The 19,921-nt window shown below is 70.1% G+C and carries 16 protein-coding genes; 3 read left to right on the top strand and 13 right to left on the bottom strand.

From position 1 onward, the window contains the following. Window positions 1-198: 198 nt before the first annotated feature. The 10 genes from ACOJV9_RS03845 to ACOJV9_RS03800 all read right to left on the bottom strand — a co-directional run bounded on the left by ACOJV9_RS03845 (window position 199) and on the right by ACOJV9_RS03800 (window position 12,635). Entirely contained in the window at window positions 199-1,116 is a 918-nt protein-coding gene (locus ACOJV9_RS03845) for a hypothetical protein (RefSeq protein ID WP_420183858.1), read from the bottom strand. Between the two features lie 153 nt (window positions 1,117-1,269). Beyond that, window positions 1,270-2,205, bottom strand: a complete 936-nt coding sequence (locus ACOJV9_RS03840) for a pseudouridine-5'-phosphate glycosidase (protein ID WP_420183857.1) — start codon at window positions 2,203-2,205, stop codon at window positions 1,270-1,272. Further along, window positions 2,202-3,332: a PfkB family carbohydrate kinase gene (locus tag ACOJV9_RS03835; protein ID WP_420183856.1), complete on the bottom strand. Its 1,131-nt coding sequence runs from the start codon at window positions 3,330-3,332 to the stop codon at window positions 2,202-2,204. The genes ACOJV9_RS03840 and ACOJV9_RS03835 overlap by 4 nt, the downstream gene beginning before the upstream one ends. 325 nt (window positions 3,333-3,657) lie before the next feature. Continuing rightward, window positions 3,658-4,134 (bottom strand): hypothetical protein, encoded by a 477-nt coding sequence (locus ACOJV9_RS03830; RefSeq protein WP_420183855.1) that lies wholly within the window; start codon window positions 4,132-4,134, stop codon window positions 3,658-3,660. A 46-nt stretch (window positions 4,135-4,180) separates the two neighbouring features. Continuing rightward, window positions 4,181-4,927, bottom strand: coding sequence for a MazG family protein (locus tag ACOJV9_RS03825; protein ID WP_420183854.1), 747 nt, complete (start codon window positions 4,925-4,927; stop codon window positions 4,181-4,183). Window positions 4,928-4,931: 4 nt separating this feature from the next. Beyond that, entirely contained in the window at window positions 4,932-5,444 is a 513-nt protein-coding gene (locus ACOJV9_RS03820) for a hypothetical protein (protein ID WP_420183853.1), read from the bottom strand. Between the two features lie 35 nt (window positions 5,445-5,479). Then, window positions 5,480-9,106 carry a transcription-repair coupling factor gene (gene mfd, locus ACOJV9_RS03815; RefSeq protein WP_420183852.1) on the bottom strand — a complete coding sequence of 1,209 codons (3,627 nt, stop codon included), beginning with the start codon at window positions 9,104-9,106 and terminating at the stop codon, window positions 5,480-5,482. Between the two features lie 6 nt (window positions 9,107-9,112). Continuing rightward, complete coding sequence (locus ACOJV9_RS03810; RefSeq protein WP_420183851.1) at window positions 9,113-9,955, bottom strand: hypothetical protein; 843 nt, start codon at window positions 9,953-9,955, stop codon at window positions 9,113-9,115. A 22-nt stretch (window positions 9,956-9,977) separates the two neighbouring features. Then, on the bottom strand, window positions 9,978-11,495 hold the full coding sequence (locus ACOJV9_RS03805; RefSeq protein WP_420183850.1) for an oligosaccharide flippase family protein: 1,518 nt from the start codon (window positions 11,493-11,495) through the stop codon (window positions 9,978-9,980). Between the two features lie 21 nt (window positions 11,496-11,516). Beyond that, a complete protein-coding gene (locus ACOJV9_RS03800; protein ID WP_420183849.1) occupies window positions 11,517-12,635 on the bottom strand; it encodes a DegT/DnrJ/EryC1/StrS family aminotransferase in 1,119 nt (372 codons plus the stop codon). 367 nt (window positions 12,636-13,002) lie between these two features. On the opposite strand from ACOJV9_RS03800, the gene ACOJV9_RS03795 reads away from it, so the two are divergent. Together ACOJV9_RS03795 and ACOJV9_RS03790 are read left to right on the top strand one after the other, a co-directional pair. Continuing rightward, on the top strand, window positions 13,003-14,010 hold the full coding sequence (locus ACOJV9_RS03795; RefSeq protein WP_420183848.1) for a hypothetical protein: 1,008 nt from the start codon (window positions 13,003-13,005) through the stop codon (window positions 14,008-14,010). Between the two features lie 99 nt (window positions 14,011-14,109). After that, window positions 14,110-15,063 (top strand): methionyl-tRNA formyltransferase, encoded by a 954-nt coding sequence (locus tag ACOJV9_RS03790; RefSeq protein WP_420183847.1) that lies wholly within the window; start codon window positions 14,110-14,112, stop codon window positions 15,061-15,063. Between the two features lie 148 nt (window positions 15,064-15,211). Here ACOJV9_RS03790 and ACOJV9_RS03785 read toward each other — a convergent pair whose 3' ends face one another. From ACOJV9_RS03785 to ACOJV9_RS03775, 3 genes are read right to left on the bottom strand one after another with little or no spacing between them, the layout of a single operon-like run. Beyond that, a complete protein-coding gene (locus tag ACOJV9_RS03785) occupies window positions 15,212-16,351 on the bottom strand; it encodes a DegT/DnrJ/EryC1/StrS family aminotransferase (protein ID WP_420183846.1) in 1,140 nt (379 codons plus the stop codon). After that, a complete protein-coding gene (locus ACOJV9_RS03780) occupies window positions 16,348-17,310 on the bottom strand; it encodes an NAD-dependent epimerase/dehydratase family protein (RefSeq protein ID WP_420183845.1) in 963 nt (320 codons plus the stop codon). Before ACOJV9_RS03780 ends, ACOJV9_RS03785 begins: the two co-directional genes overlap by 4 nt. Then, window positions 17,307-18,353, bottom strand: a complete 1,047-nt coding sequence (locus ACOJV9_RS03775; protein ID WP_420183844.1) for a Gfo/Idh/MocA family protein — start codon at window positions 18,351-18,353, stop codon at window positions 17,307-17,309. Before ACOJV9_RS03775 ends, ACOJV9_RS03780 begins: the two co-directional genes overlap by 4 nt. A gap of 227 nt (window positions 18,354-18,580) precedes the next feature. Here ACOJV9_RS03775 and ACOJV9_RS03770 point away from each other — a divergent pair, with 227 nt between their 5' ends. Then, the gene (locus ACOJV9_RS03770; protein WP_420183843.1) at window positions 18,581-19,849 is read left to right on the top strand and encodes a glycosyltransferase; all 1,269 of its coding nucleotides are present in this window, start codon (window positions 18,581-18,583) and stop codon (window positions 19,847-19,849) included. The last annotated feature ends 72 nt before the right edge of the window (window positions 19,850-19,921 follow it).

Below are 19,921 nucleotides of genomic sequence, written 5' to 3'. Positions count from 1 at the left end.
TGGGGTCTCCTGGCGGGGTCGGGATGGTCGTGCTCGGTGTCGGCTCCGAGCCTAGCCCGTGCGCGAGGTGACCGGTCCGAGCGACCCGCTCCCCCGGCATACCGGCCTGCAGAGACCGGTTCGCGAACCTCGCTGTGACTCGTGACCCGGATCGATCCGGTTCGCGAACGACGACCCGGTCCGCGAACCGCACCTGCATCAGGCCGCGAGCTGGCCGAGGACCCGGCTCACCAACCGCCTCGGATGGGCGAGGTCGGCCCACGTCACCCGGACCACGCGGTACCCGGCATCCCGGAGCCGCTCCTCACGCTTCTTCTCCTTCATGAGCTCCCGCCTGCCGTCGAGCCCGTCGTACTTCACGGCGCCGTCGAACTCCACGACGACGCGGTCCCCCACGAGGAGGTCGACGCGCCCGACGAACCCGTCTGCGTCCGTGATGCTCACCTGGGAGCGAACCACCAGCCCCGCCTCGAGCAGGACGAGGCGGGTGAGGGACTCCCCCGGCGACTCGGCCCTCGGGTCGGCGGCCTCGATCGCGGCGCGGGCCAGCTCGACGCCATAACGCGCACCCGGCAGCTCCAGGGCGCGGCGCAGCGCTTCCGGTGTGGTGCTCGAGCGCGCCAGAGCCGCATCCATCGCCACCACGCCGGCCCGGAAGCCGCTCGTCACGGCCGTGAGGACGCAGGCGTCGGCGACCGGCAGCCTCCTGACCTCCAGCCTCGCAGCCAGCTCGAGCTGTCGCGGCGTGGCCACGTGGACGTGCAGCCCCGGGCGGATCTTGCTCGCCTTGACGGGGGCCGCCACATCCACCATGTCGAGGTCGACGTCGTGCAGCGGAAGCCTGTCGAGCGCGAGCGCGGCATGGTGCGAGGCGACCCAGCCGGGGTGGGCGAGGAGCAGCCCCCGCACCGTCAGCACGTAGCGTTCGTGCGGCCGTGCCGCATCCCACCGCTCTCGCGTCGCGAAGACCCCGGGCCGGACACGGTGGAGGGACTTCTCACGCACCGCTGCACGCAGGACTGCCGGCGTGACGTGACGCGCTGCCGCGTGGAGACGGGTGACCACGCCGTCATGCTCCCGGGCGATTCTCGCGAGCTGTGGATGCAGGGTGCTCATCCTCCGAGGATGGCCGATGCGGCTCACCCGGCCGCCGGGTTGTCCACACGCCCCTGCCCACAGGGGTTCGCGAACCTCGGTGTGACTCGTGAACCGGATCGATCGGGTCGGCGAGCAGCTGCGAGGTTCGCGAACCCCCTGGTGCAGCAGGGGTCAGGCGGTCGCGGTGGCGTAGGCCGTGGCGAGGGCGGCGCCGAGCCGGGCGTTGTGGCGCACCAGCGCGATGTTGGTGTCGAGGCTTCGGCCCTCGGACAGCTCGACGATGCGACCGAGCAGGAAGGGGGTGATGTCCTTGCCGGTGATGCCGCGCTCGCCGCACTCCGCGACGGCCTGGTCGATGAGCGCCGAGATCTCCTCGGGGGTCATCTCGTCGTCCGCGGGGACGGGGTTCGTCACGGCGATCCCGCCCTTGAGCCCGAGGTCCCACTTGACCCGCATCATCTCGGCGAGCTCCTCGACCGTGTCGCTGCGCATCGGCGAGGTGAAGCCGGACGAGCGGGAGTAGAAGGAGGGGAACTCGTCGGCGCCGACGGTGACGACCGGCACCCCGAGCGTCTCGAGGACCTCGAGCGTGCGGCCGATGTCGAGGATCGACTTCACGCCGGCCGAGACCACGGCGACGTCGGTCTGGCTCAGCTCGGTGAGGTCGGCCGAGACGTCCATGGAGTCCTCGGCGCCGCGGTGCACGCCGCCCAGTCCCCCGGTGACGAAGACGCGGATGCCGGCCAGGGCCGCGAGGCGCATCGTGCTCGCGACCGTCGTCGCACCGTGACGCTTCGTGGCCATGACGTGCGGGAGGTCGCGGATGCTCACCTTGGCGACGTCCTCGTGCGTGGCGAGCAGCTCGAGCTCCTCGGGCGACAGGCCGATGCGAGCGACACCGTCGAGGACGGCGATGGTGGCCGGGGTGGCGCCGCCGTCGCGCACGATCTGCTCGACCTCGCGAGCCATCTCGACGTTGCGCGGGTAGGGCATGCCGTGGCTGATGATCGTCGACTCGAGCGCCACGACCGGACGGCCGGCGGCGAGGGCCTCGGCGACCTCGGGGGCGAGGGCGAGGGCGGAGTGGGGGGAGGCGGGGGTCGTCATGGGGTTCCTTGCTGGGTGAGGCGCCCGGTGACGAGCGCGTGGGTGAGGTCGGGACGGACGGTGGAGCCGGACTCGGTCGTGAGGGCGGCGGTGGCCTGGCCGTATGCCGCGGCGCCCGGTGCGTCGCGTCCGTCCAGGAGTGCGTGGACGAACCCGGCGGTCATGGAGTCGCCGGCGCCGGTCACGTCGACGACGTGGGTGGAGACCATCGCGTTGGTGCTGACGGCGGGCGCACCGTCCGGCATGCGGCTGCTGAGCAGGCTTCCCCGGGCACCGCGGCGGACCCAGACGTGCTCGACCCCGCGCTCGTGCAGCTCGGCGGCGGCGCGGGTCATGCCGGCCACGGAGTTCGGGACGTCGTGGCCGACGAGTGCCGCGAGCTCGTCGATGTTGGGGGTGATCGCCAGGACCGGACGCTCGGGGCTGAGAACCGTCGCCATCCGGCGGGCCTTGACGACGGACACGGGTTCGAGGACGACCGAGATGTCACTGGCGCGGGCCGACTCCAGGAGCCAGGCCGTGACGTCCACCGGGATGTTGCCGTCGACCACGAGCAGCTCGCAGTGCTGCACCAGGGCGCGGACCCCCTCGAGGTCCCCCACCGTGAGGGCGTCGGTGGCCGTCATGTCCGAGACGGCGACGCTGAGGTCACCCTCGTGGTCGAGCACGGCGAGGTAGGTGCCGGTGGGCCGGGGCCCGACGACGACGTGGTCCACGTGGACGCCGGCGTCGCGGGTGTGGGTGAGCAGGCTCTCCCCGAAGGCGTCGTCCCCCAGCGCGGTGACGAGGTGGGTGGGGGTGCCGAGCCGGGCGAGGTTCTCGGCGATGTTGCGGCCCACGCCTCCCGGGTTGGTGGCGACGCGTCCCGGGTTGCTGGTGCCGGCGTCGAGGACCTCCGCGCTGCGCGCCTTGATGTCCATGATCGCCCCGCCGACGACGACGACCGCCGCGTCCGGGCGCACGAGGTAGCCGCGGCCGAGGATGGCGCCCTTGCGGGTGAGGTTTGACAGAGCGACCGAGACCGACGCCTTGGTGGACCCCAGCCGCTCGGCGAGGCCGGCGGCGTCGAGGAGGGGGTCGGAACGCAGCTGACCCAGGATCGCCTGTTCCTGCGGTGTCAGCTTCACATTGGAAAGTTAAGCATGCCTTGCTTCTCCAAGTCAACCTTAGATCGACCCCGTCAATGGGAGCCACCCGGGCGTGGTCGCCCTGTCAGAGAGCCAGCCCGTGCCCGAAGGCGAACAGCGGGTCGTCGTAGCCGGGGACGTCCTCGGGGTGCGCCCGCACCTGGTCCATCGACCGGGCCGAAGGTGCCGGCCTGCCTGGCCCAGCGCGGCTCGGTCGCCAGGTCGAGGGTCGGGTGCAGCGCTGCCCGGATGCCGACGGCGACGGAGTGGCTCACCTACCTGCCGGACCGCCCCTTCACGAGGACCTGCCCACCCGGCGCGTGACTCACTCCCAGAGGTCGGCGGTGCCGTACTCCCCCTCCGTCCCGCGGAACACCACGACGATGCGGAGGTCATCGACCCCGTCGTTGCCCGAGCAGATCGTCGTCACGTCAGTGCCGACGGCCGTCGTGTCGGGACAGGTGACGTCCTCGTACCACGGTGCGTCCTCGAGATCGTCGGCCAGGACGACGCCACTGACAGACCCGTCCGCCGTGACCGCGACCTGCCCGCGCTCCGGGCCCATGAACCCCTCGTCCATGAAGCCTCCGGCACCCATCATCAGACCGAAGAAGATCATCGGGAGCAGCGTCGTCGCCACGACGGTCAGCACTCCGCCGACGAGCGCACCGATGACACCGGCGACCCAGGGGTTCAGCCCGGGTTGCGGCGCCGGAGGCGGCGGCGGGAATCCGTATGCCGGGTGGCCGGCATACGGATGGGGCGGCGGTCCCGGGTGGGGCGGGTACGACGGCTGGCTCACGGCTTCCTCCTCGGGCGCGACGGCCAAGGGTCGCACGACTGGGCCGTCAGCCGGAGGACTTGGCGGCTTTCTCCTCGGCCTTGATCCGGGCCCAGGCCGCCTCGACCTCCTCCGGAGTGGAGGCGTCGCCGTCGGCGAAGACGTGCGGGTGGCGACGGACCAGCTTTGCGACGAGCCCTGCGGCGACGTCGTCGATGTCGAACCGCTCGGCATCGGTCGCCGCGTCCTCGGCGACCCGGGCGTGGAAGAGGACCTGGAGAAGCACGTCGCCGAGCTCCTCGGCGAGGTGCTGCCGGTCTCCCGACGCGATGGCCTCGACGGCCTCGCCCGACTCCTCTGTGAGGTAGGGGGCCAGGGACTCGTGGGTCTGCTGGGCGTCCCACGGGCAGCCGCCGGGCGAGCGCAGCCGGTCCATGACGACGACGGCGTCGAGCAACCTCGAACCCGGCACGTCCCAGGACCCGACGACCATCTCGACCTCGGGCGGCGCCTCGAGGCGGGACACCTCGGCCGCGATGGCATCGGTCAGCCCGGGGTCGGCGTCGGACGAGCCCAGCCACACCACGTCGGTGCCGGCTGCGCGGTCGACCAGCATGCGGGCCAGCCCGGGGGCGTCCAGCTCCGCGTCGACCGGCTCGACGTCGAGACCGGACTCCACCACCGCGTCCACGACCGGCTCGGTCACGTCCCGGCACAGGCGTGCGGACGCCGACTCGACGGCATACCAGGCACTGCGGGACATCAGGCCCGGCGCGACGCGCGGGCTCGTGACGAGGAGGCTGAGCCGCCCCATGACGTCAGCCCTCGGGGGTGGCGGGGGCGATCCAGTCGGGTCGCGAGACGACGACCGAGGACTGCGCGGGGTCGAACGTGCCGTAGCGCGGGTTGATCGTCATGTCGAGCTCGGCGAACTGGCGACTCAGCTCCTGGCGGGTGGCGTCGTCGATCTGCTGGACGCTCGCCTCGGCCTGGAGGATCTCGATGACCGCGTCGGTCGGGGGCTCCGAGAGCTTCTGCAGCTGGGGCACGGCCCGCGCCACCGACTCGCTCTGCGCCCGCCCGGCCTCGGCTGCGGCCTCGGTGACGTAGGGCGCCCGCACGAGCAGGGTGAGGATCTGCGCCACGGTGAAGGGCTTCTCGGGCGTGAAGGCCGTGTTGATCTGGTCGGTCGCCTCGCGCACCTGCTCCTCGGTGATGACGCGGCCCTCGACGACGGCGGCCGTCTGGGCGGAGGTCGGCCCGGAGCAGGCGGAGATGGCGAGTGCGCCCGCGAGGGCGAGAGCGGTGGCGGAAGCCCTGACGGCCTTCACACGGTGTCCCTTCGTTGCGGGTGGTGCTGTCGGAGTCATGACCGGGACTCCGCAGCGGTGGCCACCCTGGCTGCTACACCGACATTGTCCATGACGACGCTGCGGATGACCGCACCTGCCCACTCGAGGACCTCGCGGTTGCGCAGCGGCTGGCCGCCGACGCGCGCGGTCATCGGCTTCGGCACGAGGATCGTGCCGAGCGCCTCCTTGACGATCGAGCCCGGGTGGAGGCGGTGCAGGCGCAGCTCCTGGCTCTCGCGCAGGCTGACCGGTCCGAACCGGACGTTCGTGCCCTGCACCGAGATGTCCTTGATGCCGGCCGCGCGGGCGACGGTGCGCAGCCGGGCGACCTCGATGAGGTTGCGCACGGGCTCGGGCGGGGTGCCGTAGCGGTCGACGAGCTCGGCGAGGATCTCGTCGAGCGCGGCCTCGTCGGCGACGGTCGCGAGCTTCTTGTAGGCCTCGAGGCGCAGCCGCTCCCCCGGCACGTAGTCGTGCGGGAGGTGGGCGTCGACCGGCAGGTCGATCTTGATCTCACCGATCTCCTCGTCGACGTCCCCACGGAACGTCGCGACGGCCTCGCCGACCAGGCGGACGTAGAGGTCGAAGCCGACCCCGGCGATGTGGCCGGACTGCTCGCCACCGAGGAGATTGCCGGCGCCGCGGATCTCGAGGTCCTTCATCGCCACCTGCATCCCGGCGCCGAGGTCGGTGTGGCTCGCGATCGTCTGGAGCCGGTCGTGCGCGGTCTCCGTGAGCGGCGCCTCGGGCGGGTAGAGGAAGTACGAGTACGCCCGCTCACGCCCACGTCCGACCCGGCCGCGCAGCTGGTGCAGCTGGCTGAGGCCGAGGCGGTCGGCACGCTCGACGATGAGCGTGTTGGCGTTGGAGATGTCGAGGCCGGTCTCGACGATCGTCGTGCAGACGAGGACGTCGAACCGGTTCTCCCAGAAGTCGAGGACGACCTGCTCGAGCCGGTGCTCCCCCATCTTCCCGTGGGCGACGGCGATGCGCGCCTCGGGCACGAGCTCGCGGATGCGGGCGGCGGCCCGCTCGATCGTCGACACCTTGTTGTGGATGTAGAAGACCTGCCCCTCGCGGAGCAGCTCGCGCCGGATCGCGGCGGTGATCTGCTTCTCCTCGTACGCACCGACATAGGTGAGGACGGGGTGCCGCTCCTCGGGAGGCGTTGCGAGAGTGGACATCTCGCGTATGCCGGTCACGGCCATCTCGAGCGTGCGCGGGATCGGGGTGGCCGACATCGCGAGCACGTCGACCGCCGTGCGCAGCGACTTCAGCTGCTCCTTGTGCTCGACGCCGAAACGCTGCTCCTCGTCGACGACGACGAGGCCGAGGTCCTTGAAGCGGATGGTGTCGGAGAGGAGGCGGTGGGTGCCGATGACGAGGTCGATCGACCCGTCGGCGAGGCCGGCGACGACCGCGTCGGACTCCTTCTTCGTCTGGAAGCGGCTGAGCGGCTTGACGTTCACCGGGAAGGGCGCGTAGCGCTCGGTGAAGGTCTGCAGGTGCTGCTGGACGAGCAGGGTCGTCGGCACGAGGACGGCGACCTGCTTGCCGTCCTGGATCGCCTTGAAGGCGGCGCGCACGGCGATCTCGGTCTTGCCGTAGCCGACGTCACCGGCGAGCAGCCGGTCCATCGGGACCTCTCGCTCCATGTCGGCCTTGACCTCGTCGATCGAGCTTAGCTGGTCGGGCGTCTCGATGTAGGCGAAGGCGTCCTCGAGCTCGCGCTGCCACGGGGTGTCACGCGAGAAGGCGTGCCCCTTGGTGGCCATGCGGGCGGAGTAGAGCTGGATGAGCTCGGCCGCGATCTGCTTGACGTAGCGGCGGGCGCGCGACTTGGTCTGCTTCCAGTCCGAGCCCCCCATCTTGTTGAGGGTCGGCTGCTCTCCGCCGACGTAGCGGGTGATCTGGTCGAGCTGGTCGGTCGGCACGAACAGCCGGTCCCCCGGCTGGCCACGCTTGGAGGCGGCGTACTCGAGGACGAGGTACTCGCGGGTCGCGCCCTGCACCGTGCGCTGCATCATCTCGACGAATCGCCCGACACCGTGCTGCTCGTGCACGACGAAGTCACCCGGCGTGAGCTGGAGGGGGTCGACCTGGGCGCGGCGACGGGACGGCATACGCCGCATGTCCTTGGTCGACGGTCCGGAGGACGGGGTGCCGGTGAGGTCGGTCTCGGTGAGCAGGACGAGCCGGCTGGGCTCGTGGATGAAGCCGCGGCCGAGCTGGGCCGTCGTGACGTGGACGACGCCCTCGTCGAACGGGTCGAGGGTGGGGTCCAGGCGAGCCGGCACCTCGGCCTCGCCGAGCACCTCGACGATGCGCGTGGCGGAGCCGTGTCCGTCGGTGGCGACGAGCACGCGCCAGCCCGCGTCGGTCCACCGGCGAAGGTCGGCGGCGGCCGACTCGATGTCCCCGCGGTAGGCCGCCGGGTCCATCGTGCCGGTCTCGACCACCTCGCCGTCAGTCGTGTCGGCGGTCTCGGTGTCGAGCGCGAAGGGGGTGAGGTCCCACCACGGGTGGTCGGTCCCGCGGGCGTGCTCGCGCAGGTCGCCCACCGACCAGAACGAGGCGGAGCCGAGGATCCGCTCGAGGTCGATGGGGACGGCGTTGCCGGCAGCGGCGTTGGCCCACCCGGCCTCGAGGAACTCGCGGCTCGTGGCGACGAGGTCGTGGGCCCGGGTGCGGACCCGCTCGGGGTCGCACGCGACGACCGGCGACCCCGCGGGGAAGCTGTCGAGCATCGACTCCATGCCGTCGACGAGCGCGGGAGCGAGCGACTCCATGCCCTCGACGGCGATGCCCGCGGCGAGCTTGTGGAGCAGGTCGGCGGCACCGGGCAGCTGGTCGGCGAGGACGGCGGCGCGGTCGCGCACGGCGTCGGTGAGCAGCACCTCGCGGCAGGGCGGGGCCCACAGGCCGTGCGAGGCGACCTCCAGGGAGCGCTGGTCGGCGACCTTGAACCAGCGGATCTCCTCGACCGTGTCGCCCCAGAACTCGACGCGGAGGGGGTGCTCCTCGGTCGGCGGGAAGACGTCGAGGATGCCTCCGCGGACGGCGAACTCGCCACGCCGCTCGACGAGGTCGGTGCGGGTGTAGGCCGCGGCGGCGAGCCCCTCGACGACGGCGTCGAGGTCGTGCTCCTCCCCCGCCCGCAGGGAGACCGGGACCAGGTCACCGAGACCCTTGGCGATCGGCTGGAGGACGGCGCGGACCGGTGCGACGACGACCGACAGCGGGCCGTGGGCGACGTCGTCGTCGGCGACCGACGCCGGGTGCCTCAGCCGGCGGAGCACGGCGAGGCGGCGACCGACGGTGTCGGAGCGCGGGCTGAGCCGCTCGTGCGGAAGCGTCTCCCAGGACGGGAAGTCCGCGACGACGTCGTGGTCGAGCACGCAGCCGAGGGCGGTGGTGAGGTCCTCGGCCTCGCGGCTCGTCGCCGTGACGACGAGCAGGGGCAGCCGCTCGGGGGCGCTCGCTCGGAGGCGCTCGACGGCGGCGGCGATGAGCGCCGGGCGCGCACCGGCGCTGACCGACACGTCGAGCGACAGCGTGCCGGGCTCGGTGGCGGTCTCAAGGAGGGCGGAGATCTGGGGTGACGCGCCGAAGTGCTCGACGACGGGTTTCAGCGTGGGCATCGCCCCTCAGCCTAGTGACTGCCTCTGGGAGACCCTGACGTCCGGCGGGGAGTGAGCGGCTGCGGTCGTCCCTGCCGGCGGTCGCGACGTCCGCTCGCAGAGTGCCACGAGCGCAACGGCACAGGCGGTTCCCGCGAGTGCGAGGGCCGCCGACAGCACCCCCGCCGCCAACGGGTCGTCCGATGCCCCGGCCCCCCAGGAGGCCGACCAGGTGACCAGGAGAGCGGCCAGTGCTCCCGCGCCGAGGACCGCGGTCCACCCGAACACCCGAGGGCGGTGGCCCGCCACCGGCTGCGCCACCGCGATGGCGGTGCCGGTGGCGACGCCGAGCGGTCCGAGCACCTCGGGCACGTCGTGCCACCCGGTGAGCAGCACGCCCACGGCCACGCCCCCCGACACCACGGCCGCCACTGGCCCTCGCGCGGCCCGCGGGAGGGCGGACCCCGGTCCCCCACTGAGGGCCGCGAACCAGCACAGGCCGATCCCGGCGGCGACGCCCACGTGCCCACTGAGGGGGTTCAGGCCCTCGGGCGCTGGGAGCGGGCCGCGCTTCATCGCCTGCACGACGACGTTGGTGGCGACCACCCCTGCGACGAACAGGAGGGCGGCACGGCGGTCCCGGCGCCACGCGACACCTGCGAGGAGGGTCGCGACGAGCCCCAGCGCGGGCAGGGCGAGGTGGTGGAGGGTTCCGCGGACGAGACGCCAGACGCCGGGTCGCGGGCGCACGTCCTGGACGAGAACATGGCCGAGGTCCGCCCATGCCGGCGTGGTGGCCAGCCGGCTGACGGCTGACAACCAGAGCGTGGTCACGAGAAGGCCCACGACGATCCGAACGGGTCTCGTCATGCGCCTCCGTGCTCCCCTCGTGTCATGCGTCGGCGGAGCGGAGCCGAAGGGCTGTCCGGATCGGGCGCGTGATGCGGTCGGGAACGGGGAGGATGCTGAGGATGTCGCGCTGGATCCCGGCACCCACGACCCGGAGGAGGGCGAGGTGGGTGATGACGACGACGAGCCCACCGAGCACCGCCTGCCACCAGGACGAGTCGATGGGCTCCACCAGATTCATCGTGAGAAGCCCGGCGCCCAGCGACCCTGCGGCGGGGAGGAGGACCGTACCGAAGGGGCGCGCCACGGTCCCGACCCGCATGCCCAGCACCCGGCCCACGAGCACCCACCGGGCGGCCGTCGCACCGAGCGCGACGAGCACGAAGCCGGCGGCCACCCCCACCAGACCCCCACGGACGGCGACGGCGGTCGTCGCCACGGTGGCCGCGTCCACGAGCACGGCGTAGGCCAGCCAGGTCCCTGGCCGACCCATGCCGTAGAAGAGGCCGTGGTCCACCATGGCGCCGAGGGTGATGATGCCCGCCACGGCCAGCGCCTGCGCAGGCGCCGCGCTGTCGCGCCACTGAGGACCGAAGAGGGCCGGCACGAGAACCGGGGCGGTGACGACGATGCCGCACATGAACGGTGCGACCACGGCGTAGCCGATGCCCATGGCTTTGGAATATGACCTGCGCAGCCTCTCCGAGGACGACCGAACCTTGGCGAACATGACCGTCGAGACGGGAACCAAAGACGCTGCGGTCAGCTCCTGCGCGGTCTGCACGAGACGTTGGGCGATGCTGAGGAAGCCGAAGGCCGTCGGTCCTAGCGCCACGGTGATGATCCAGCCCTCTGCCCACATTCGCGACGTCGCAACGAGGTCGACGGCAGAGACCCTCGCTCCGAACGTCGCCATTTGTCGGAACTCCGCCGGGGAGAGGGTCAGGGACGGCCGCCACCTTGCACGGCGCCAGGCGAGGACCGCGATCACCCACTGGCCCACCACGACCTGGCTCACCAGCGCCCACACCCCGCCACCGAGCACGGCGACGACGACCGCGACTCCCTGCGCCAGCAGCGCGGCCACGAGCCCCTGCAGCGCCACCGTCCGGAACTCCATCGCCCGGCGGAGCAGGGCGAGCGGGACTCCCGCGAGGACCGTGGGGACGACGGCGAGCACCAGGGCCCGGAGCACGTCGACGAGCTCGGGGAGGGCGAACGCCGTGGCGAGGAGAGGCGCCACCGCGACGAGGCCCCCGGACAGGACGAGCCCGGCTGCGGTCGACGCCCAGAGCGCCGTGCTGAGGCTGCGCTGGTCCAGCTCCCCCGCCTGGAGGAGGTACGTCGAGAAGCCCAGGTCGGCGAGGAGGTAGATCATGGGGATCACGGTCAGCGCGGCCGCGACGACGCCGAACTCCCTCGGCGACAGCTCCCGGGTGAGCACCAGGAGGGTGGCGAAGCCGAAGGCCCGGACCACCCACTTCTGCGCGGCGAGCCACGCGACCCCGGACGCGGCCCGCGTTCCGAGCGCACCTTCCTGCTGCAGCGGATCCGCGCTCATGCCGCCGACACCTCGACCCGGTCAGTCGGCGGCGGGTCGAAGGGCACGCAGGAGCACGTCCACGACACGTTCCTGCTGCGCGGGCGTGATGCCCGGGAAGAGGGGCAGCGAGAGGATCTGCGTGGCGGCCCGCTCGCTCACCGGGAAGGACCCCGGGACGTGGCCCAGGGCGGACATCGCGGGGGTCAGGTGGACCGGGACGGGGTAGTGCACCCCGGCCCCGACGCCCTCGGCGTGCATGCTCTCGAGCACCTCGTCCCGGCGCGAGACACGCACGACGTAGAGATGCCAGACGGGGTCGTTCCTCGGGAGCGTCGTGGGCAGACGGACGCCGGCTGCACCCGACAGCAGCTCGCCGTAGTGGGCGGCAGCCGCACGGCGCTGCTCGTTCCACTCCTGCAGACGCCGCAGCTTGGCTCGCAGCACGACGGCCTGCAGCGTGTCGAGCCGTGAGTTGAAGCCCGGGACGCTGTGGACGTACTTCGACGGGCTGCCGTGCGCGCCCATGAGGCGCACCTCCCGGGCGAGGTCCTCGTCGTCGCTGAGGACGGCGCCGGCGTCACCGTAGGCGCCGAGGTTCTTCCCGGGGTAGAAGCTCGTCGCGGCCATGGCGCCGAAGGTGCCGGCAGACCTTCCCTGTCGCCTCGCACCCTGCGACTGGGCGCCGTCCTCAAGCACGGCGATCCCCCGCTCTGCGAGGCTTCGTGGCAGCTGCTCGAAGGGTGCCACCTGGCCGTACAGGTCAACGGGAATCACCGCGCGGGTGTTGCTGGTAACCGCGTCCTCGACGGCATCTGGGTCGATGAGGAGAGCGTCCTCGTCGACGTCGACGAGGACGGGGCGCGCGCCGGCACGGAGCACCGCTTCGGCCGTGGCGATGAATGTGTTGGCCGGCAGGATCACCTCGTCGCCTTGACCCACGCCAACCGCGCGAAGCGCCATCTCGAGGGCATCCGTGCCGTTGCCCACACCGACGCAGAACCTTGCACCTGTGAATTCGGCATACTCCTGCTCGAAGGCCACCACGGCCTTGCCTCCGACGTAGTCACCCGCGGCGAGAACCTCAGCGAAACCTCGCTGGACCTCGTCAGCGATCTCTACGTGTTGGGCGTGCAGATCTACGAGTGGTATTCCGTGCATGACTCTCCCGGCCAGGCGTCAGTCAGGACCAGCGAGGGCAATTCCTCCGACGGCGAGCAGAGGAGGGTGGGCATGGTCTCTTCTCATTTGCAAGAGACCGGCTGCCGCTGATGGGGGTGAGAGCACCAAGGTGGTCAGGGTGAGGGGGCGTTCTCACCCACAGCTCAGCACTGGCAAGTGCCGACTCCAGCTGCTGCATCGCCATGGAGTCCGTCCTTCACGCTTTCCAGGCCGGAGAAGCCGGTATGGAATGAAGGCAATCGTATGCCGGGCGCGCAACCGTTCGCAGGTGAATGGACTGATCCGAGCACCGGTGAACCGGTCCGAAATTGGTTTGACCGGACCAGTGGCGTGTAATGCTCAGCTTGTGGCCATCGACACGCGCCCCGGCCTGGACTCCCGACGTCTCGTCGCCCTGATGCAAGGTGTCATCGCTCGCCTTGGGCTGGACCTCAGAGGCCGGACCGTGCTGACCGAGGCGGCCACAGGAGCCTACGCAGTGACGCCGGTCCTGGCTGCGCTGGCCGGAGCGCAGGTTTGGGCTTTGGGAAACGCATCGCCACACGCATCGGCATCAGAGGTTGCTGCCGCGACCCTGCAGCTGGCGCGCTCTGCCGGTGTCGTCCATCGCGTCGACATCGTTCGCGACACGTCGCCCGACTTGCTCAGCCGCGTCGACATTGTGACGAACAGCGGCCAAGTCCGACCGATCGACGCCGCGATGATTTCGGCTCTCCGCCCCTCATGCGTGGTCCCGCTGATGTACGAGTCGTGGGAATACCGATCCAGCGATCTCGATCTTGAGGCATGCCGCGACAGAGGCATGCTCGTCGCAGGCACGAACGAGCGGCATCCGGACGTGGACGTCTTCTCGTTCCTGGGCCCCCTCGCTCTACACCACCTGCACAGTGCCGGCCTGGCTGTTCGGGGGTGTCGCATCATCGTGCTGTCGGACAACGAGTTTGCGCCGTTCATTCTCGCGGGCCTCGAGTGCTGCGGTGCCGATGTGGTACTTGCACGACGGCTCACCCCAGAGGTGCTCGATCCGGTCCCCGATGCCGTGGTCGTCGCCATGACTCCAAGGGCCCAACCTGTACTCACAAGCGCGGAGGCGCGCATGCTGGCCGAAGGCGCTCCGGGAACGGTCATCGCCCAGTTCTGGGGAGACATTGACCGGGCCCGACTGTCTCAATTGCAAGTCCCCATCTGGCCGCCACGAGCGCCTGCTGCCGGGCACATGGCAGTTCTGTTGTCGGACATCGGGCCCGACGCGGTCGTGCGGCTGCAGGCGGCTGGGCTGAAGGTCGGAGAGGTCCTCGCGCGCGGCCTGGACAAGGCCAGTGACAGCGAGCGCTCCCTGGTTCAGTTGATGTGATCGTGCTTCTGCGAGAGGGCTACCGGTCGAGTGCGAAAGGAAGGCGAAGCGGTGCACGCGCCAACGACGGAGAGCAAGACGAGGGTGTTGCTTCTTGGCATGGGCCCCACGGCATTGACGGCGCTGGAATCACTCGCGCCACAATGCAACGTGGTAGGACTCGTGCGCGATCTTGGCACCGGAGACCACGACCGTGCCATCGCAGCCCGCGCAGAAGAGCTTTCCGTTCCCATCTATCAGGATGTCAGACTGTCAGCCGTTGAAGGACTGCTGGATGAGGCGGTCACGGACTGCGTAGTGGTGTCGTCGTACAACCGGGTACTCTCGCGTTCTCTCCTCGGCCAACGAAGGTTCGTCAACGTGCACTACGCGCCACTGCCCCGCTACCGCGGACGCGCGAATGTCAACTGGGCGTTGATCAACGGAGAGCCAGAAGCCGCGATCACGATCCATTCCATGCACGCTGATCTCGATGCCGGCAACATCCTGTACCAAGAGACCATCCCCCTCACGGCCGACGACGACGCATCCACTGTCTACGCACGGCTCAACGCCATTCAACGCCGTGAGCTCGGTCCGACCGTGGAGCGTTTCGTCGACGGCTTCCTTGGAACTCCTCAGGACGAGGCCGAGAGCACCTACGGCTGTGCTCGTGTCGATGCCGACGGACAGATTTCCTGGGCCGCGTCGACGAGCGAGATCCACGCCCTCATCCGTGCGCTTGCTCCTCCATACCGGCCAGCCCACACCCACCTGGACGGCCACCGGATCGATATCGTGCGTGCGGCACCCTCCCCCATCCAGCGTCGGTTCGTCGGGCGGGTCCCCGGGCGGGTGGTGGAGCGCTCGGCGTCTGCCGGTTACGTCGACGTCCTCACAGGAGACGGCATTCTTCGACTGTTCGAGGTGACGACGAGCGGTGAAACGGTCTCCGTGTCCGCCTCTTCCGTCATCACGTCGACCAGACAGACACTCGGGTTGTCCGTACTCGACCTCTTGGACCGGATCGTGGCCCTCGAGAAGCGTCTGGGTGGTGAGGCCGTCGGGTCGTGACTGAGACCCGAGCACCGGAAGCACGGTGAAGAAGTCACCCGGCGCTTCATGGCGGCTGGTAACGAGCGATCGCCCAGACACCGTCCGCTGGTCCAGCGTCGCTCAATCGGCGCCCCGACTTCTCATTTCGGCAGCCGCCCGGGGTTGATCATGAGGCTGCTTTGAGCCCGGCTGCTCGACGGATGCTGCTGACGACCTTTCGCTGGTCCTCGTCCGAGAGCTCATGGTAGAGCGGGAGAATCAAGGTGGTGTCGGTGAGACGCTCGGTCGAGGACAAGTCACCGTGTGGGTGTCCGGCATACGCCGGCTGTCGGTGCGCCGCCATGATGCCGGCGCGGGCAGAGATCCCGGCGTCCGCCAAGGTTCGGAGCAGCTCGTTGCGGGTGAGAGGGAACTCAGGGCCGAGTTCTACCCAAAAGGACTGGTAGTTGGACTCCCCGTGCTCCGGGTCACGGACGGTCCGAAGCCCACGTATGCCGGCCAGCGCGTCCTGGTAGCACGCGGCCAAAGCGCGCCGGCGCTCCACCATCGCGTGCAGCTTGCGCAGCTGGACGAGACCGACAGCCGCCTGGATGTCGGTCATCCGGAAGTTGAAGCCGACCTCGAGGTAACTCTCGATGACCGGTTTCCGGCTCCGATGGCGTTGTGCCGCACTGACGCTCATCCCGTGCTCACGCAGCTGGCGGGCCCGCGCGGCCAGCTCCGGATCAGTCGTCGTGAGCATGCCGCCCTCACCGGTGGTGAGCAGCTTGCGCGGGTGGAAGGACCATGCCGCCAACTCCGCCCCGACGCCCACGGGAGCCCCGCGGTACGTCGACCCGGCGGCGCAGGCGGCGTCCTCGACGAGGGCGATACCCCGCTCCTGGCAGAGCGCCTGCAGCGGTTCGACGTCGGCCGGCATACCCCCCTGGTGCACGACCACGACGGCCCTGGTGCGGTCCGTGAGGACGGCTTCGACCGTCCGTCGGCTGACGTTCCCGTCCTCGGCCTCCACGTCGGCGAAGACCGGGGTCGCCCCGACATAGACCGCGCAGTTGGCCGTCGCGATGAAGGAGAAGGACGGCACGACGACCTCGTCACCGGGGCCGAGGCCAAGGAGGTGCAGGCTCAGGTGCAGCGCCGAGGTGCAGGAGGAGACGGCCACCGCGTGCGGGGCCGCCACCCGCTCCCCGAAGCGTCTCTCGAACTCCGCGACGCGGGGTCCCTGCGCGACCCAGCCGGAACGGACGGCGTCGGCGGCGGCCGTCGCCTCCTCCTCACCGAGCCACGGCTTCATCACCGGGATCATGCGACGCCTCGTTCTGCTCTCCACCAGTCCACCAGCTGGCTCAGCCCGCTCTCGAGGTCCACCTGGGGGGCCCAGCCCAGGCGCTGCTGCGCCGCGTCGATGGACGCCAACCGCCGCGTCACGTTGTTCACCGTGCGGCCGGGACCGAACTGCACCGCCTGGCTGCTGCCCATGACGTGCAGGAGCGCCTCGGCCAGTCCCAGGAGACTGGTCTCGGTGTTGCTCCCGATGTTGAACACCTCGTCGGTGGCGCCTGCCTCGGCGGCGAGCAGGTTCGCTCGGGCGATGTCCGTGGTGAACACGAAGTCCATCGTCTGCCGACCGTCGCCCAGCACGAGCGGGGGCTCCCCCGCCGCGATGCGCTCCATCCAGCGGATGAGCACCTCGGTGTAGAGGCCGTGGACGTCCATGCGCGGTCCGTAGACGTTGAAGTACCGCAGTGCGACGTAGTCGAGGCCGTACATCGCGTGGAAGCTGCGGAGCATGCCCTCGTTGAAGACCTTGGCCGCTCCGTAGAACGTGTCGTTCGCCCAGGGGTGCTGGCGCTCCGTCGTGGGGAACTCGGTGGCAAGCCCGTAGACGGAGGCGGACGACGCGGCCACCACCTTGCGCACCTTCGCGGCGACGGCTGCCTCCAGGACGTTGAACGTGCCGTCGGCGAGCACCTCGAGGGCCAGTCGGGGCTCCTCGGCGCACTGGGTGATGCGGATCGCCGCCTGGTGGAAGGCGAGCTCGCACCCGGAGGTGGCCTCGCGCACGAGGCTGACGTCCCGGATGTCACCCTCCACGACCTCGACCCGGCCCGTGGCCAGCGCACCGGCGAGGTTCTCCTTGCGCCCTCGAACGAAGTTGTCGAGCACCCGCACCTCGGCGGCGCCGGCCCCGAGGAGCTGGTCGACGATCGTGGAGCCGATCGTGCCCGCTCCCCCCGTCACCAGGCAGACGCTGTCCCGGATCATCGGACCACCTCCATGTCGACGAACGTCCCACCAGTCAGCAGGCTCCGCTCGGCCGCCTCAAGGACCTCCATGACGCGGATGCCTGCGCTGCCGTCCGTCGCGGGGGTGCGTCCCTCGAGGATCGAGGAGGCGAACTCCGTCATCATCACGCGCAGCGCCTCCTGCTCGCGCAGGGCGGGAGCCACCATGTCCCCGCTGCGGTAGGAGATCCGCATCTGCTTCCGGTCGTCCGGGCCGAGGTCCTCCGGGTCCAGCCGGTCCACCCCACGGTCGTAGACCGACAGCCGCTGGCTGGGGTTCATGTCGTCCCAGACCACGGTGCGGCAGGAACCGCCCACGACCATCGTGCGGATCTTGATCGGGCTGAGCCAGTTGACGTGCACATGGGCCATGGCGCCGGTCGACAACCTCAGCGTCAGGTATCCCACGCAGGCCAGGCCGTGCCCGATGGGGTCAGCGCCGTGGGCGGCGACGGCCACGACGGACACGCCCGCCGGCATGAGGTAGTCGAGGATCGCCAGGTCGTGCGGTGCGAGGTCCCACAGGACGTTGACGTCGGGCTGCACCAGGCCGAGGTTGATCCGCACCGAGTCGACGAACTGGATCTCGCCCAGCCCTCCGCCCTGCACGAGCCGCCGAAGCTCCTGGACCGCGGAGGTGTAGCAGTACGTGTGGTCGCACATGAGGACGAGGCCCCGGTCCTGGGCCGCCTGGACGAGCTTGCGACCGTCGTCGAGGGAGGCGGTCAGGGGCTTCTCGACGAGGACGTGCTTCCCCGCGTCGAGTGCTGCCATGGCGAGGGGGAAGTGCGACGCGGCCGGGGTGGCGATGGCGACGGCGTGCACGGCGGGGTCGTCGAGGACCGCGTCGTACGAGTCGGTCGCCGTCACGGTGGAGTACCGCCCGAGCACCGACCTCGCGCGCTCGAGGTCCAGGTCGCAGAGCCAGCGGACGTCGATGGCGTCGGTGGCCATCGCGTTCCTTATCAGGTTGGGTCCCCAGTACCCAGCCCCGATGACGGCCATGCCGATCGTCGCTGTCATGTTGTCGTCCTCTCTGTGCTTTGTTGTGCCACCTCAGCGGCTGGATCGCTCCCGTTTCCGGCGCGACGGATGGTCTTCGTCGGAGTGCGCTCCTGCGCTTGGGAAGTAGGGCGCATTGGCTCCAGCTCGGCTGTTGGCGCCCTAGAGTCAGCTGCGTCGAACGGGTTGCTTTCACCCGTCCCCATCCGAGTGGTTGGGCGCTGGAACCTTTGCCGAAGGAGCGTGAAATGCCGCTGTTCCCCAATGGCGGGCAGAACGACGTGCGGGCAAACACCAACACGAGGTCCGAAGGGACGACCGTGCTCGTCTGTCTCAACAGCCTTGAACTGGGTGGCACCCAGATCAATGCGCTGGACCTCGCTGACAAGGCAAGAACTCACGGCTTCCACCCGTACCTCGTGGGTTGGGCGGGGCCGAGAATGGGACTTCTCGGGCTTGCGCGCGAGCGGAACGTCTCGGTGGAAGTGTTGCCGCGAGCGGAGACCTCCGTCGGGCGCGCCAGAGCGCTGGCGGCCGTTGCAGCTCGTGTCCGCCCCCACCTCGTCCATGTCTACGGGGGTGTGGACGCCCGGGCCGGCTTCTGGGGTCCCGCGCGCTGGGGCCGCGTGCCCTTGATCCTGACGGTGTACGAAATGCATCTGCCACGCCACTTCTACCGCCATCCGGGTCTCGTCGTCGGCACCGGCTACCTCGCCGATGACGCTCGAAGCCGTCCTGGCCCCACCCGGCTCATCAGTCCTCCAGTGGACATGGATCGGGACCGGCCCGGAGCCGTGGACCCAATTGAACTTCCTCATCTCGGTGTCAGCAGCAGCTCCATCCACCTCGTGATGGTCACCAGAGTCGACGAAGCGATGAAGGCACGACACATAGAGGCTGCCATCCTGTCGGTTCGCCATCTCCCGCCCGAGGTCGTCCTCATCATCGTCGGCACGGGCGATGCATTCGAACGGTTGCGCCGGCTTGCTGCAATGATCAACTCCGACCTTGGGCGTCGGGCCGTACACCTGGTCGGTGAGATGGCAGACCCTCGCTCGGCTTACGCGGTTGCCGATATCGTCATTGGAATGGGTAGCTCCGCCGCCCGTGGACTGTCCTTCGGCAAGCCGCTTCTGGTGATCGGTGAGTACGGAGCACCTGAGCTGTTCAGTCCCGAAACAAGCGCGAGCATTTTCTACCGCAGCTTCTGGAACGAGGACCGTCCCGGCTCGGGGACGGCCTCCGTTCACGAGCTCCTGATGCCACTGGTCGATGACCCTGCGTTTCGTCACCGCCTCGGTGCCTACGGACGCGCCTTCGCCGAGGAGTCGTTCGGCTTGGACCGAATGTCCGAACGGCTGGTTGACCTGTACCGCTCCATTACCCCGAGCCAGAGTTGGCGGGGCGGATGGGTACGCGACGTGCCCTTGGACCTCCGCAGTGCTCCACGACTTCTTCGGACACATGCCTCCCCCAGACGATTGCTCGCGACATGGGCGCACAAGCCGCGTGCTTGACCTTGATCTGGCACTGCGAAACGGTGGGACCTCGGGTCGGTCCATAGAACAGCACGGCCTGGCCGGTGGTGG

Source organism: Knoellia terrae (assembly GCF_048606435.1).
Classification (GTDB): Bacteria; Actinomycetota; Actinomycetes; order Actinomycetales; family Dermatophilaceae; genus Knoellia; species Knoellia terrae.
Note: the sequence above shows the minus strand (reverse complement) of the source record. Positions and strands in the feature narration are given on the sequence as shown.